This is a genomic window from Citrobacter sp. S39 (genome assembly GCF_009495675.1).
GTDB lineage: Bacteria > Pseudomonadota > Gammaproteobacteria > Enterobacterales > Enterobacteriaceae > Citrobacter > Citrobacter freundii.
Genome location: NZ_CP045555.1, coordinates 2,481,776 through 2,496,043 on the forward strand (window position 1 = coordinate 2,481,776; position 14,268 = coordinate 2,496,043).

Annotated in this window: 16 protein-coding genes; 12 read left to right on the forward strand and 4 right to left on the reverse strand. The window is 53.0% G+C overall.

Features of this window, described 5'->3' with window-relative positions; all coding sequences use genetic code 11:
• Positions 1-28: 28 nt before the first annotated feature.
• From GFB57_RS11710 to GFB57_RS11720, 3 genes are all read right to left on the reverse strand, one after another.
• Positions 29-547: a YbjP/YqhG family protein gene (locus GFB57_RS11710; RefSeq protein ID WP_003028158.1), complete on the reverse strand. Its 519-nt coding sequence runs from the start codon at positions 545-547 to the stop codon at positions 29-31.
• Positions 547-915: an NlpC/P60 family protein gene (locus tag GFB57_RS11715; RefSeq protein ID WP_003028155.1), complete on the reverse strand. Its 369-nt coding sequence runs from the start codon at positions 913-915 to the stop codon at positions 547-549. The genes GFB57_RS11710 and GFB57_RS11715 overlap by 1 nt, the downstream gene beginning before the upstream one ends.
• Positions 916-1,065: 150 nt before the next feature.
• Positions 1,066-1,323 (reverse strand): helix-turn-helix domain-containing protein, encoded by a 258-nt coding sequence (locus GFB57_RS11720; protein WP_003028153.1) that lies wholly within the window; start codon positions 1,321-1,323, stop codon positions 1,066-1,068.
• Between the two features lie 171 nt (positions 1,324-1,494).
• Here GFB57_RS11720 and GFB57_RS11725 point away from each other — a divergent pair, with 171 nt between their 5' ends.
• Both GFB57_RS11725 and GFB57_RS11730 read left to right on the forward strand, forming a co-directional pair.
• Entirely contained in the window at positions 1,495-1,869 is a 375-nt protein-coding gene (locus tag GFB57_RS11725) for a hypothetical protein (protein ID WP_003028151.1), read from the forward strand.
• 179 nt (positions 1,870-2,048) lie between these two features.
• Positions 2,049-3,227, forward strand: coding sequence for an MFS transporter (locus tag GFB57_RS11730; RefSeq protein WP_003028149.1), 1,179 nt, complete (start codon positions 2,049-2,051; stop codon positions 3,225-3,227).
• Here the strand turns inward: GFB57_RS11730 and flk are convergent.
• Positions 3,224-4,225, reverse strand: a complete 1,002-nt coding sequence (flk, locus tag GFB57_RS11735; protein ID WP_003028147.1) for a flagella biosynthesis regulator Flk — start codon at positions 4,223-4,225, stop codon at positions 3,224-3,226. The genes GFB57_RS11730 and flk overlap by 4 nt on opposite strands.
• 108 nt (positions 4,226-4,333) lie before the next feature.
• Here flk and pdxB point away from each other — a divergent pair, with 108 nt between their 5' ends.
• The 10 genes from pdxB (at position 4,334) to GFB57_RS11785 (ending at position 14,151) form a co-directional block, all read left to right on the forward strand.
• Positions 4,334-5,470 (forward strand): 4-phosphoerythronate dehydrogenase PdxB, encoded by a 1,137-nt coding sequence (gene pdxB, locus GFB57_RS11740; RefSeq protein WP_003028146.1) that lies wholly within the window; start codon positions 4,334-4,336, stop codon positions 5,468-5,470.
• A gap of 68 nt (positions 5,471-5,538) precedes the next feature.
• Entirely contained in the window at positions 5,539-6,552 is a 1,014-nt protein-coding gene (locus GFB57_RS11745) for an aspartate-semialdehyde dehydrogenase (RefSeq protein ID WP_003028144.1), read from the forward strand.
• A complete protein-coding gene (truA, locus tag GFB57_RS11750; RefSeq protein WP_003028142.1) occupies positions 6,552-7,364 on the forward strand; it encodes a tRNA pseudouridine(38-40) synthase TruA in 813 nt (270 codons plus the stop codon). The genes GFB57_RS11745 and truA overlap by 1 nt, the downstream gene beginning before the upstream one ends.
• A gap of 24 nt (positions 7,365-7,388) precedes the next feature.
• Positions 7,389-8,048, forward strand: a complete 660-nt coding sequence (locus GFB57_RS11755) for a DedA family protein (RefSeq protein ID WP_003028140.1) — start codon at positions 7,389-7,391, stop codon at positions 8,046-8,048.
• A gap of 149 nt (positions 8,049-8,197) precedes the next feature.
• On the forward strand, positions 8,198-9,112 hold the full coding sequence (accD, locus tag GFB57_RS11760; RefSeq protein WP_219372040.1) for an acetyl-CoA carboxylase, carboxyltransferase subunit beta: 915 nt from the start codon (positions 8,198-8,200) through the stop codon (positions 9,110-9,112).
• 192 nt (positions 9,113-9,304) lie between these two features.
• On the forward strand, positions 9,305-10,573 hold the full coding sequence (gene folC / locus GFB57_RS11765) for a bifunctional tetrahydrofolate synthase/dihydrofolate synthase (RefSeq protein ID WP_003028135.1): 1,269 nt from the start codon (positions 9,305-9,307) through the stop codon (positions 10,571-10,573).
• Positions 10,563-11,225 (forward strand): cell division protein DedD, encoded by a 663-nt coding sequence (gene dedD, locus GFB57_RS11770; protein WP_003028133.1) that lies wholly within the window; start codon positions 10,563-10,565, stop codon positions 11,223-11,225. Before folC ends, dedD begins: the two co-directional genes overlap by 11 nt.
• 220 nt (positions 11,226-11,445) lie before the next feature.
• On the forward strand, positions 11,446-11,934 hold the full coding sequence (cvpA, locus tag GFB57_RS11775; RefSeq protein WP_003028129.1) for a colicin V production protein: 489 nt from the start codon (positions 11,446-11,448) through the stop codon (positions 11,932-11,934).
• Between the two features lie 33 nt (positions 11,935-11,967).
• Positions 11,968-13,485, forward strand: a complete 1,518-nt coding sequence (gene purF, locus GFB57_RS11780; RefSeq protein ID WP_003028127.1) for an amidophosphoribosyltransferase — start codon at positions 11,968-11,970, stop codon at positions 13,483-13,485.
• A gap of 96 nt (positions 13,486-13,581) precedes the next feature.
• Entirely contained in the window at positions 13,582-14,151 is a 570-nt protein-coding gene (locus GFB57_RS11785; protein ID WP_003028125.1) for a UbiX family flavin prenyltransferase, read from the forward strand.
• Positions 14,152-14,268 lie beyond the last annotated feature (117 nt).

The window sequence follows — 14,268 nt, forward strand, 5'->3', positions numbered from 1 at the left end:
AAGAGGGGGAGCCTGATGGCTCCCTTTTTTATTTATTCAACTTTTCGTACTCCGGTGCGATTTCCAGAGACCATTCTTTGGCGTGTGCGATATCGCTGGCGCTGTAAATTGGCTGTTCAAATTGATTACCCAGATCCCGCACTCGGTAAATTTTCCAGTGACCGTCCTCCCAACGCGTATAGACTTCCAACTGCATAGGCGCCTCTCCTGTCGGCCCACCTAATTGTACTTCCATCTTTTCGCCACCGAGAAAGGATTGCGCTGATTTGACCCGTAACAGTGGGATCCATTTTGGGTCGTAATCCTGTACGTACATAAAGTAGTCCGAATTCAGTATTTCCTGCTCGTAAAGGCTGTCAATCAGAGCCAGACGATTGATAACGTCTTTCGCCACATAGCGTTGCATGAGTGCGGATGTATCCCGCTCTTGTGTGTAAGCGGACATCCATGCGAGATAGAATAGTTTTACATCCCGGGAGCTGTCGTGGCGCGCCGCAGAGCAGCCGCAAAGTAACAAAACCAGAGCAACCAGCGAGAGCGATTTCATTATGGTTTCCTGTAAATAGTAAATGACGGTTTTGCCGCCCGATAGCCCGGTCCGGCCCACATGTCACGTTGTCTAAAATCGGAGTACCACGCCTGACCGTCAAATATCGCCATATGTCCGCTTGGGTTTCCTCCCTCATAAGGTTGAATGACGACGACATCTCCTGCTCGGGGTTGTTCAAATGTGCCGATGGGACTGAATCCTGCGTTTTTTAACAGTGGTCCATAATCTTTAGCATGGTAGGTATTCCCAAGGGAGATACCTCCTGACTGAATGGCTTTGCGGGTAAATTCCGCACAGCGTCCTTGAGAATGTGACCCCGCGTGTGATTTAGCGTGATTAACTGCTGTTGTTTTATTCCAGCTCATCGATGTTCCTGTTAATTGATTATGTAATAACAACGTGTATTTCTTTAACAGGATTCAAACTGATAAAAATGACCAATAATGCTATTAATATCTTTAATACATTAGCCTTTAATATAAATTAATTGGTTGAATGAATTTTTATTAATTTATTTATAATTGATGGTTATTTTTTTTGGGGGTTTGTTTCTCTGATTTAGAGAGATAGCGTGATGGCCAAATTACGTCCGGCGTAGTTTCAAGCGCCTGCGCGATGATCAGCTCCGCCCGAGGCCAACTGCGGGTAAATACATTGCGTAAAGAGTCGGGAGATAACCCCGCTGAACGCGAAAGCTCTCTGAGCGTAATACCTCTTTTTTCCAGTGCACTTTTAATATCTGCACGATGCCAGTCTTGGCTTTTGTGTTCCATTCTGTAATCCTAAGAAGATGTGTTATCGGCACCGATATTTTTCAGGTTATAAATTAGAAAGACAAAAGAACGTTACTTTCTTTTTATCGTAGGAATATTGCCAGAATTAATTTGAAATTTCGCGGAAAAGAAAAAATATTTTTATTTCATCAGCAGAAAGGAAAGAAACTGATGGTAAAAGAGTGGTTCACGGTGAAGGAGTGTCTTGAATTGCCAGGGTTTCCGAGAAGCGCACCCGCTGTACGCTTGCGCTTAAATACCTACAGTGAAGGAAAAGCGGGTGTCAAACGTAAGCGCGCGAAGTCTAAGGCCGAGGAATTTCATATTTCAGTGTTTCCGCTGTATGTACGCTCGTATCTGAATGAAAATGAGAACACAGTAGCACCAGACCGCAATATCGCGCAGGAAGCCGAACCTAAAGAGATTTGGGATATGATGTTCCGACTCCTGACGCCGCATCAACGTGAGCAGGTAACCGGGAAGTTCAGAGCGAAAGGCATTGATGCGGTATTTCCCTTTTTGTTTGTAGAGAAGTCAGCATTTTGATATACGCACCTGTGCTTTCACAGTTGACAGTCGGGGGCACTCGCAGGCAGACTCCAGCTTCAACATTATCCTCTTGATAATGCGTAAGCGTTTAACGTTATCCAACGCACCTTAATCCTGATAGTCAGGTAGAGGGGGCGTGGGCATTCCTCGCCTTACTCTGCATTTTGGAGTAACGCATGACAGCTGTAACCCAACAAGAAAAAACACCTTCGGCGAACTTTTCGCTGTTTCGCATCGCTTTTGCGGTTTTCCTGACCTATATGACGGTCGGTTTACCTTTGCCCGTCATTCCTCTGTTTGTGCACCAGGAACTGGGCTATGGCAATACCATGGTCGGCATCGCCGTCGGCGTACAGTTTCTGGCGACGGTATTAACACGCGGCTACGCCGGGCGGTTAGCCGATCAATATGGTGCCAAACGCTCGGCGCTACAGGGGATGTTTGCCTGTGGGCTGGCGGGTGCGGCGTGGCTGTTAGCCGCGCTATTGCCCGTTTCTGTTCCCGTAAAATTTGCGTTGCTAATCGTCGGTCGTTTGATCCTCGGTTTTGGCGAAAGCCAACTGCTCACCGGAACGTTGACCTGGGGGCTGGGGCTGGTCGGCCCAACACGCTCCGGTAAGGTGATGTCATGGAACGGAATGGCGATTTACGGCGCGCTGGCCGCCGGTGCGCCGCTGGGACTTCTGATCCACAGCCACTTTGGCTTCGCGGCGCTGGCGGGAACCACGATGGTATTACCGCTGCTGGCATGGGTATTCAATGGCACCGTACGTAAAGTGCCTGCACATGCAGGAGAGCGTCCTTCGTTATGGAGCGTGGTAGGGCTTATCTGGAAACCGGGCCTGGGCCTGGCGCTGCAGGGCGTTGGCTTTGCGGTGATCGGTACATTTATTTCACTCTATTTTGTCAGCAACGGCTGGACGATGGCGGGGTTCACCCTGACCGCGTTTGGCGGGGCGTTTGTGCTGATGCGCATTCTGTTTGGCTGGATGCCGGACCGGTTCGGCGGCGTGAAGGTTGCCGTTGTCTCTTTGCTGGTGGAAACCGCAGGACTGATTCTGCTGTGGCAGGCCCCAACAGCCTGGGTTGCACTGCTTGGAGCGGCATTAACCGGGGCCGGGTGTTCGCTTATCTTCCCGGCCTTGGGCGTCGAGGTGGTGAAGCGAGTACCCGCGCAGGTTCGCGGTACGGCGCTGGGCGGGTACGCCGCATTTCAGGATATCTCCTACGGCATAAGCGGGCCGGTCGCCGGGGTGCTGGCCACCGCGTACGGTTATCCCTCAGTGTTCCTTGCCGGGGCGATATCCGCCGTGGTGGGGATTATTGTAACGTTGCTTACGCTGCGTAAAGGTTAAGCGACCAGCCAGAAAATGGCTAACGCAATCATCAATGCAACAAACAACAGTCCCGGTCGTGCCGACAGAGACTTAACCGTTTCAATCATCGGCGCGAACGGGCTGTAAATGGGCTGCAGATGACGCGGATCGCTGAGCTCGCGTTCTCGTTCCACGCGACGCAGGAAAATTTGATTGAGCAAGTCCTGCACCTGCACCGTGGTCAGAATCGATTGTGGTTGGATCTGATACGTCTGCTGCGCGTACTCTTTTATTGCTGTCAGCTCATTCGGCTCTAATGGCAGCTTCAGCGCAGCCTGGAGCGTTTGTAGCGTCGGGGCGCTTTGCAGGCTGAGCGTCTGGCGCGCCTGCAGCCAGGTGACCAGGTGCGTAAACTGTTTGGCAGGGATCAGCTCACCGCTTTTTACGCCAGACAACTCCAGCATCGACTGCCAGATCATCTTCCCGGATTCTCCCGTGGCCGCCGCCAGTTTGGTAACTAACTGGTTCAGCGTATTGTGCTCTGCGGGGAGCAACGGGCGATCGGTTGCCGGGCGCTGCTGCGGCTGCGGTATCGACAGCTGCCCTTGTTGCAGCAGCGTGAGCACGTTTTTCAACTGCTCAGGCGTGAGCTGGCTGAGCGCCGTTTGCCCATACTGCTGACGGATAAAATCACTCACCGCCTGGCGATTATTTCCCTGGCTCAGTAATTCAGTGAGCTGCGAAAGCACCTGACGATTAACATGATTTTGCTGAGCAACTCCCAGCCGTTGGTTAAGGTTTTGCTCAGCGGCTGGAAAGTGACGTGACTGCAGCGGAGTATCACTTTTGACGCCCAGATCGTGCTTCATTCCGGCCCACACCTCAGCACTTTGCTGCTGGGTGAGTGAAATCAAACGGGTAATTAGTCGTTCCAACACAGTACGTTGTTGCGTGGATAACGGTTGTTCACCCGCAGCGGAAGGGGCATTTGGGCCTTCACCGGGAGGGCGTGCGGGCGTACCTGAAATGGGCTGCATCATCTCTGTTCCTTAAATCTGTGCTGACCAGGTCTCGCAGTATGCCTGGCGGCGAGATTATGGCACACTTGCCCGGTTAACTCTCGTTCTCAAACAGGTGCGAAAGACGTGAAAATCCTCGTTGATGAAAATATGCCCTATGCCCGCGAACTGTTCAGTCGTTTGGGGGAGGTCAAAGCGGTTCCCGGTCGTCCGATTCCCGTTGCTGAACTGGATGATGCGGATGCTTTAATGGTGCGCTCGGTGACGAAAGTAAATGAATCACTGCTTGGAGGCAAACCGGTTAAATTTGTCGGTACGGCAACCGCTGGCACAGACCATGTGGATGACGCCTGGCTTGCGCAGGCTGGGATCGGTTTTTCCGCCGCGCCCGGTTGTAACGCGATAGCGGTCGTAGAATATGTTTTTTCAGCGTTGCTGATGCTGGCGGAGCGTGATGGGTTTGCGTTACGCGATCGCACCGTAGGCATTGTGGGTGTGGGCAACGTGGGTGGGCGTTTGCAGGCGCGTCTGGACGCGCTGGGGATCCGCACGCTGCTGTGCGATCCACCGCGAGCCGATCGCGGTGACGAGGGCGATTTCCGCTCGCTGGACGAACTGGTAGAGCAAGCCGATGTGCTGACTTTCCATACGCCACTGTTTAAAGACGGACCCTACAAAACGCTGCACATGGCGGATGATGCGCTGATTAGCCGACTGAAGCCGGGCACTATTCTGATCAACGCCTGCCGTGGGCCGGTCATCGACAATACAGCATTGCTGAACCGGTTGAATGCCGGTCAGTCGCTGAGCGTTGTGCTGGATGTCTGGGAAGGAGAGCCGGATCTCAATGTGGCGTTGCTGGAGAAAGCCGATATCGGCACGGCGCACATTGCCGGGTATACCCTCGAAGGAAAAGCGCGTGGCACCACGCAGGTCTTTGAGGCCTATAGTAAGTTTATTGGTCACGAGCAGCACGTTGCGCTCAGTACCCTGTTACCCGCGCCGGAATTTGGTCGTATCACCCTGCATGGCCCGTTAGATCAGCCAACGCTGAAAAGGCTGGCGCATTTAGTGTATGATGTGCGCCGCGATGATGCGCCGCTGCGTAAAGTCGCTGGAATTCCGGGTGAGTTTGATAAACTGCGTAAAAATTACCTTGAGCGTCGTGAATGGTCGTCTTTATATGTGATGTGTGACGACGCAACGGCTGCTGCCTTATTGTGTAAGCTGGGTTTTAACGCTGTTCATCATCCGGCACATTAATGTCTTCTTAATGCTCCCTGTCGAATAATGCGACAGGGACGCTTACGTATTTCTTGGAGTAAATCACCATGTCTGAAGGCTGGAATATTGCCATTCTGGGCGCAACGGGCGCCGTAGGCGAAGCCCTGCTCGATACGCTGGCTGAACGCCAGTTCCCGGTCGGTGAAATTTATGCGCTGGCGCGTAATGAAAGCGCCGGTGAGCATCTGCGTTTTAACGGTAAATCGGTCATAGTGCAGGACGTTGCAGACTTTGACTGGACGCAGGCACAGTTGGCATTTTTTGTTGCGGGCACTGAAGCCACCGCCGCATGGGTAGAAGAAGCAACAAATGCGGGTTGCCTGGTGATTGACAGCAGCGGTCTGTTCGCGCTTGAACCAGACGTTCCGCTGGTGGTTCCGGACGTTAACCCGTTCGTGCTGGCGGATTACCGTAACCGCAATGTGATTGCGGTACCAAACAGCCTGACAAGCCAGTTGCTGTCTGCGCTGAAACCATTGATTGATGACGGCGGGCTGTCACGGATTACGGTGACCAATATTATTTCGGCTTCCGCTCACGGCAAAAAAGCCGTAGACGCACTGGCAGGACAAAGCGCGAAATTGCTTAACGGCATCCCGATTGACGAAGATGATTTCTTTGGTCGTCAGCTGGCGTTCAATATGCTGCCGCTGCTGCCCGATCGCGAAGGCAGCGTGCGTGAAGAGCGTCGTATTGTTGATGAAGTGCGCAAAATTATGCAGGATGACGGTCTGCTTATCTCAGCCAGCATCGTGCAGTCCCCGGTGTTTTATGGCCACGCGCAGATGGTGAATTTTGAGGCTCTGCGCCCGTTGGCGGCGGAAGAAGCACGCGACGCGTTTTCGCGCGGTGAAGACGTGGTGTTGTCGGAAGAAACCGACTTCCCGACCCAGGTTGGCGATGCATCGGGCACGCCGCACCTTTCTATTGGCTGCGTGCATAACGATTACGGTATGCCGGAGCAAGTTCAGTTCTGGTCTGTGGCAGACAACGTACGCTTTGGCGGCGCGTTAATGGCGGTGAAAATTGCGGAAAAACTGGTGCAGGAGTACCTGTACTAATGTCTGACCAGCAACAGCCGTCAACCCATAAAATTGCGCTGGGCATTGAGTATGACGGCAGCAAATATTATGGCTGGCAGCGCCAGAACGAAGTGCGTAGCGTTCAGGAAAAACTGGAAAAAGCGCTTTCTCAGGTGGCGAATGAACGCATTAATGTTTTTTGTGCAGGTCGCACGGATGCGGGCGTTCATGGCACTGGGCAGGTCGTGCATTTTGAAACCACTGCCCAGCGTAAAGATGCGGCCTGGACACTGGGGGTAAATGCGAATTTACCTGGTGACATCGCCGTGCGCTGGGTGAAAGCTGTACCTGATGATTTTCATGCCAGATTTAGCGCTACGGCTCGCCGTTATCGCTACATCATCTACAATCATCGGTTGCGCCCTGCGGTTTTGGGTAAAGGGGTAACCCATTATTATGAACCGCTGGACGCTGAGCGTATGCATCGTGCAGCCCAGTGTCTGATTGGCGAAAATGATTTTACCTCGTTCCGTGCGGTACAGTGCCAGTCGCGCACACCGTGGCGTAACGTGATGCACATTAACGTCGAACGTTTCGGTGCATATGTGGTGGTGGATATTAAAGCGAATGCCTTTGTACATCATATGGTCAGGAATATTGTCGGCAGCCTGATGGAAGTTGGCGCCAACAACCAGCCGGAGAGCTGGATAGCAGAACTGTTAGCGGCAAAGGACAGAACGCTGGCAGCGGCAACGGCGAAAGCGGAAGGACTGTATCTGGTTGCAGTAGATTACCCGGACCGGTTCGACCTGCCAAAACCGCCTATGGGCCCGCTATTTCTGGCGGACTAATTTGAGTCGTATAAAGGCATAACTATGGACCTGATTTACTTTCTTATTGATTTTATCCTGCACATTGATGTGCACCTGGCGGAGCTGGTCGCGGAATACGGTATCTGGGTATACGCGATTCTGTTTCTGATCCTGTTCTGCGAAACCGGGCTGGTGGTGACACCATTCCTGCCAGGGGACTCGCTGCTGTTTGTTGCTGGTGCGCTTTCTGCGCTGCCGACCAATGATCTCAATGTTCATCTGATGGTGGCACTGATGATTGTGGCGGCGATTGTGGGCGATGCAGTGAACTACACGATTGGCCGATTGTTCGGGGAAAAACTTTTCAGTAACCCGAACTCCAAAATTTTCCGCCGCAGCTACCTGGATAAAACCCATGCGTTCTACGAGCGTCATGGCGGTAAGACGATTATCCTGGCGCGTTTCGTGCCTATTGTGCGCACATTTGCGCCGTTTGTTGCCGGTATGGGACATATGTCCTACCGTCACTTTGCGATGTATAACGTCGTAGGTGCATTGCTGTGGGTATTGTTGTTCACCTACGCAGGCTACCTGTTCGGCGATCTGCCGATCGTCCAGGAAAACCTGAAATTACTGATTGTGGCGATTATCGTCCTTTCCGTATTGCCGGGGGTGATTGAAGTAATTCGCCATAAGCGTGCTGCGTCACGGGCTGCAAAATAGAAAGTAACTCAGCGGTTCGACCACTTTTTTATCCAAAGTTTCGGGCTGTTATGTTTTAATGTGCAACATTCATGGTCTGTTAGGGGCAAAAATGGCATTATGCTCCCCTTATAACAAAGCTGACTAGGGTTCAGGCAGAAAGGTCACCAATGAGCTGGATTGAACGAATTAAAAGCAACATTACTCCCACCCGCAAGGCAAGCATTCCTGAAGGGGTGTGGACCAAGTGTGATAGCTGCGGTCAGGTTTTATACCGTGCTGAGCTGGAACGTAATCTTGAGGTCTGTCCGAAGTGTGACCATCATATGCGCATGTCGGCGCGCAATCGCCTGCATAGCCTGTTAGATGAAGGTTCTCTTGTGGAACTGGGTAGCGAGCTTGAGCCGAAAGACGTGCTGAAGTTTCGTGACTCTAAAAAATACAAAGACAGACTGGCTTCTGCGCAGAAAGAAACCGGCGAGAAAGATGCGCTGGTGGTGATGAAAGGCACGCTGCATGGTATGCCGGTCGTTGCTGCGGCATTCGAGTTCGCGTTTATGGGCGGCTCCATGGGCTCTGTGGTCGGTGCGCGTTTTGTCCGTGCCGTTGAGCAGGCACTGGAAGACAACTGTCCGCTGATCTGCTTCTCCGCTTCTGGCGGGGCGCGTATGCAGGAAGCGCTGATGTCTCTGATGCAGATGGCAAAAACCTCTGCTGCGCTGGCGAAAATGCAGGAACGCGGTTTACCGTATATTTCTGTGCTGACCGACCCAACAATGGGTGGTGTTTCCGCAAGCTTCGCGATGCTGGGCGATCTCAACATTGCAGAGCCGAAAGCACTGATTGGCTTCGCGGGTCCGCGTGTTATCGAGCAAACCGTACGTGAGAAACTGCCGCCGGGATTCCAGCGCAGCGAGTTCCTGTTTGAAAAAGGCGCTATCGATATGATCGTCCGCCGTCCGGAAATGCGCCTGAAACTGGCAAGCATCCTGGCGAAGCTGATGAATCTTCCTGCGCCGAATCCGGATGAGCCGCGTGAAGGCGAGGTGGTATCTCCGGTACCCGATCAGGAATCAGAAGCCTGATAACTTACTCTATGGATTTCGAGTTGCAGGAAGACGGCAAGAGAGTGAACCCCGATGAGCTTGCACGGGCAAGTGATTCGGGTGAGCGAGAGCAGCCAACACACCTGCAGCTTGAAAGTCGACGAGTAAAAAAGGGCAGGGCCAACTGGCGCTGCCTTTTGCTTTAATCTACGTAATAAAATTACAGGCATCATGGACAATAAACGTATTCCTCAAGCCGCGTCGCCCCTGGCGTCGTGGCTTTCTTATCTGGAAAACCTGCACAGTAAAACCATCGATCTTGGCCTTGAACGCGTAAGCCAGGTAGCGCGCAAACTGGGTGTATTGAAACCCGCGCCATTTGTGTTTACGGTGGCAGGAACCAACGGAAAAGGCACGACCTGTCGTACGCTGGAGTCTGTGCTGACTGCGGCAGGCTATAAAGTTGGGGTGTACAGTTCGCCTCATCTGGTGCGTTACACGGAACGCGTACGCGTGCAGGGGGGGGAACTGCCGGAATCAGCCCATACCGCCTCGTTTGCTGAGATTGAAGACGCTCGTGGTGATATTTCCCTGACTTACTTTGAATACGGTACGTTATCGGCACTCTGGCTGTTTAAACAGGCCCAACTGGATGTCGTTATTCTGGAAGTGGGATTAGGCGGCCGCCTTGACGCCACCAATATCGTCGATGCCGATGTCGCTGTAGTCACCAGTATTGCGCTTGACCATACTGACTGGCTGGGCCCGGATCGCGAAAGTATTGGTCGTGAGAAGGCGGGCATTTTCCGTGCAGAGAAACCGGCTATCGTCGGCGAACCTGAAATGCCTTACACCATCGCGGATGTCGCGCAAGAGTGCGGGGCGATTTTGCAACGCTGCGGCGTGGACTGGCGCTATGCGGTCACTGAGAACGACTGGTCGTTTACGGATGTTCATGGAACGTTGGCGCATTTGCCGTTGCCGCAGGTGCCACAACCTAATGCTGCTACCGCACTAGCCGCGCTGCGCGCAAGCGGGCTGAACGTTAGCGAGCAGGCGATTCGTGACGGCATCGAACGCGCGATTTTACCGGGGCGCTTCCAGATTGTGAGCGAGTCGCCGCGAGTGATTTTCGATGTTGCCCATAATCCGCATGCGGCAGAGTATCTGACCGGACGTCTGAAAAAGTTAGTGAAAAGCGGGCGTGTACTTGCGGTTATCGGTATGCTACATGATAAAGATATTGCCGGTACGTTAGCCTGGTTAAAAAGCGTGGTTGACGTCTGGTACTGTGCGCCCCTGGAAGGGCCGCGTGGCGCAACGGCAGAACAACTGCTGGAGCACCTGGGCAAAGGCAACGCTTATGACAGCGTGGCGCAGGCATGGTCTGCAGCACTTGCTGAGGCGAAGCCAGAAGATACCGTGTTGGTGTGTGGATCCTTTCACACTGTCGCACATGTCATGGAAGTAATAGACGTGGGGAGAAGCGGTGGCGAGTAAGTTTCAGAATCGATTAGTCGGCACAATTGTGCTAGTCGCGCTCGGGGTAATTGTGCTTCCCGGGCTGCTTGACGGGCAGAAAAAGCATTATCAGGATGAATTTGCAGCGATCCCACTGGTGCCTAAACCCGGTGATCGCGATGAACCAGACATGATGCCTGCAGCGACGCAGGCGCTGCCGACTCAGCCGCCGGAAGGGGCGGCAGAAGAGGTGCGTGCGGGTGATGCTGCCGCGCCATCGTTGGATCCATCACGTTTGACGACGGCAAACAGCGCGGAATTAGATCCTGTCCCTGCGCCTGTGGAACCACCGAAACCTAAACCGAAACCGCAGCCTGTTGCCGTCGCTCCGACGCCTGCGCCGGCCCCAGCGCCGAAACCGGCTGTTGAGGAACCGCCAGCGCCGACTGGTAAAGCGTACGTTGTACAGCTTGGTGCGCTGAAAAATGCGGATAAGGTCAATGAGATCGTGGGTAAACTTCGTGGCGCGGGCTTCCGGGTATATACTTCTCCGTCAACGCCGGTGCAGGGTAAAATAACCCGCATTCTCGTAGGGCCGGACGCCTCCAAAGATAAGCTAAAGAACTCGCTGGGCGAGCTGCAGAAGATCTCTGGTCTGAGTGGCGTCGTGATGGGGTACACCCCTAATTAAGGGATTGCGCTGTTTACGGCGCAGCTCTGATTCAGGCCGGATACGGTGTTTTTACCGCTATCCGGTAGTGCCCGAAGAGGCATAAAACGGTATGGCGTTGAAGATTTTTTCAGCGCCATTTTTATTTACGCGTGGAAAGGAAATCCCTACGCAAACGTTTTCTTTTTCTGTTAGAATGCGCCCCGAACAGGACGACAGGGCGTAAAATCGTGGGACACATATGGTCTGGATTGATTACGCCATTATCGCGGTGATTGGTTTTTCCTGTCTGGTTAGCCTGATCCGTGGCTTTGTTCGTGAAGCATTATCGTTGGTGACTTGGGGTTGTGCTTTCTTTGTCGCCAGCCATTACTACACTTACCTGTCTGTCTGGTTTACGGGCTTTGAAGACGAACTGGTTCGAAATGGGATTGCTATCGCGATACTGTTCATCGCGACACTTATCGTCGGCGCTATCGTTAACTTTGTGATAGGCCAACTGGTAGAGAAAACAGGACTGTCGGGTACCGACAGGGTGTTGGGGATCTGCTTCGGTGCTTTGCGTGGAGCGTTGATCGTTGCCGCCATACTGTTCTTTCTCGATACCTTTACCGGTCTGTCGAAAAGTGAAGACTGGGGTAAGTCGCAGCTGATTCCGCAGTTCAGTTTCATCATCAGATGGTTCTTTGACTATCTGCAAAGCTCGTCAAGTTTCTTGCCCAAAGTATAAACTTTGGGTCGTTGCTGAACGAGGAAAAGACGTATGTGCGGTATTGTCGGTATCGCCGGTGTTATGCCGGTAAACCAGTCGATTTATGACGCGTTAACGGTGCTCCAGCATCGTGGTCAGGATGCTGCGGGCATCATCACCATTGATGCCAACAACTGCTTCCGCTTGCGTAAAGCAAACGGAATGGTGAGCGATATTTTTGAAGCGCGCCATATGCAGCGTTTGCAGGGCAATATGGGCATCGGTCATGTGCGTTACCCAACGGCTGGCAGCTCCAGCGCCTCCGAAGCTCAACCTTTTTACGTCAACTCACCGTATGGCATCACGCTTGCCCATAATGGCAACCTGACCAACGCGCATGAGTTGCGTAAAAAGCTGTTTGAAGAAAAGCGCCGCCACATCAATACCACTTCAGATTCTGAAATTCTGCTGAATATTTTCGCCAGCGAGCTGGATAACTTCCGCCATTACCCGCTGGAGGCCGACAATATTTTTGCTGCCATTGCGGCAACCAACCGCCAGATTCGCGGCGCCTATGCCTGCGTGGCGATGATTATCGGTCACGGTATGGTTGCCTTCCGCGACCCTAACGGTATCCGTCCGCTGGTAATGGGCAAACGCGATATTGGCGATGGCCGTACCGAGTACATGGTGGCGTCTGAGAGCGTAGCGCTGGACACGTTGGGCTTTGAATTCCTGCGCGACGTAGCCCCTGGCGAAGCGGTGTATATCACCGAAAAAGGCCAGCTGTTTACCCGTCAGTGTGCTGATAACCCGGTGAGCAATCCGTGTCTGTTTGAATACGTTTACTTCGCTCGTCCTGACTCCTTTATCGACAAGATTTCTGTCTACAGCGCCCGTGTGAATATGGGGACTAAGCTTGGCGAAAAAATTGCCCGTGAGTGGGAAGATCTGGACATCGACGTAGTCATCCCAATCCCGGAAACCTCCTGCGATATCGCGCTGGAAATTGCCCGTATTCTCGGTAAGCCGTACCGTCAGGGGTTTGTGAAAAACCGCTATGTGGGACGTACCTTTATCATGCCGGGCCAGCAGCTGCGCCGTAAATCAGTGCGCCGTAAGCTGAACGCTAACCGTGCGGAATTCCGTGATAAAAACGTGCTGCTGGTGGATGATTCCATCGTGCGCGGGACCACTTCAGAACAGATTATCGAGATGGCGCGTGAAGCCGGAGCGAAGAAGGTGTATCTGGCCTCTGCCGCCCCGGAAATTCGCTTCCCGAACGTTTATGGCATCGATATGCCTACGGCGACGGAGCTGATTGCGCATGGTCGTGAAGTGGACGAGATTCGCCAGATAATCGGCGCAGATGGTCTGATCTTCCAGGACCTGAACGATCTGATTGAAGCTGTCCGTGCTGAGAATCCGGATATTCAGCAGTTTGAATGTTCAGTGTTTAACGGTGTGTACGTCACCAAAGACGTCGACCAGCAATATCTCGATTTCCTCGACTCCCTGCGTAATGATGATGCCAAAGCGGTGTTGCGTCAGAACGAAGCGGAAAACCTTGAAATGCACAACGAAGGTTAATGTTTGCTCGCAAGCAAGGGCGCAACCTGCACCCTTGCTTGCAACTCACCGTAATTTCCTGCAAAGTCGGCCCTGAGCAAGTAAGGGCTATTACACATGAAACGACTCATCATTGGTATTTCTGGCGCAAGCGGGGCAATTTACGGCGTGCGCCTGCTGCAGGTTTTGCGTGACGTTACCGATGTGGAAACCCATCTGGTGATGAGTGCCGCTGCCCGGCAGACGCTGGCACTGGAAACGGACCTCTCAGTGCGCGACGTGCAGGCGCTGGCAAATGTGAATCATGATACGCGCGATATCGCCGCCAGTATCTCCTCCGGCTCTTTTCAGACCGCCGGCATGGTCATCCTGCCGTGTTCAATCAAAACCCTTTCCGGCATTGTCCACAGTTACACCGATGGGTTGCTTACCCGTGCGGCAGATGTGGTGTTGAAAGAACGTCGTCCGCTGGTGCTGTGTGTACGCGAAACGCCGCTGCATCTGGGGCATCTGCGCCTCATGACTCAGGCGGCAGAAATTGGCGCAGTGATTATGCCACCAGTCCCGGCGTTCTATCATCGTCCACAAACGCTCGATGATGTGATTAATCAAACGGTTAATCGCGTGCTTGACCAGTTTGATATTACCCTTCCGCAGGACCTGTTCACCCGCTGGCAAGGGGCGTAAGCCGTTCCATCAGCGTGCAAAGAAATATCCGTTGCCCTGTTTCAGGGCAATTTTGTAACCGCGATCATATCCTCAACATTTAATTCGTTAAAACTCAACGAAACGCTGCGGTTCAAC

What these genes read in the sequence shown, in the direction of transcription:
- GFB57_RS11710 (WP_003028158.1), bottom strand. Translation starts at nt 547, where the DNA reads ATGAAATCGCTCTCGCTGGTTGCTCTGGTTTTGTTACTTTGCGGCTGC.
- GFB57_RS11715 (WP_003028155.1), bottom strand. Translation starts at nt 915, where the DNA reads ATGAGCTGGAATAAAACAACAGCAGTTAATCACGCTAAATCACACGCG.
- GFB57_RS11720 (WP_003028153.1), bottom strand. Translation starts at nt 1,323, where the DNA reads ATGGAACACAAAAGCCAAGACTGGCATCGTGCAGATATTAAAAGTGCA.
- GFB57_RS11725 (WP_003028151.1), top strand. Translation starts at nt 1,495, where the DNA reads ATGGTAAAAGAGTGGTTCACGGTGAAGGAGTGTCTTGAATTGCCAGGG.
- GFB57_RS11730 (WP_003028149.1), top strand. Translation starts at nt 2,049, where the DNA reads ATGACAGCTGTAACCCAACAAGAAAAAACACCTTCGGCGAACTTTTCG.
- flk (WP_003028147.1), bottom strand. Translation starts at nt 4,225, where the DNA reads ATGCAGCCCATTTCAGGTACGCCCGCACGCCCTCCCGGTGAAGGCCCA.
- GFB57_RS11745 (WP_003028144.1), top strand. Translation starts at nt 5,539, where the DNA reads ATGTCTGAAGGCTGGAATATTGCCATTCTGGGCGCAACGGGCGCCGTA.
- truA (WP_003028142.1), top strand. Translation starts at nt 6,552, where the DNA reads ATGTCTGACCAGCAACAGCCGTCAACCCATAAAATTGCGCTGGGCATT.
- GFB57_RS11755 (WP_003028140.1), top strand. Translation starts at nt 7,389, where the DNA reads ATGGACCTGATTTACTTTCTTATTGATTTTATCCTGCACATTGATGTG.
- accD (WP_219372040.1), top strand. Translation starts at nt 8,198, where the DNA reads ATGAGCTGGATTGAACGAATTAAAAGCAACATTACTCCCACCCGCAAG.
- folC (WP_003028135.1), top strand. Translation starts at nt 9,305, where the DNA reads ATGGACAATAAACGTATTCCTCAAGCCGCGTCGCCCCTGGCGTCGTGG.
- cvpA (WP_003028129.1), top strand. Translation starts at nt 11,446, where the DNA reads ATGGTCTGGATTGATTACGCCATTATCGCGGTGATTGGTTTTTCCTGT.
- purF (WP_003028127.1), top strand. Translation starts at nt 11,968, where the DNA reads ATGTGCGGTATTGTCGGTATCGCCGGTGTTATGCCGGTAAACCAGTCG.
- GFB57_RS11785 (WP_003028125.1), top strand. Translation starts at nt 13,582, where the DNA reads ATGAAACGACTCATCATTGGTATTTCTGGCGCAAGCGGGGCAATTTAC.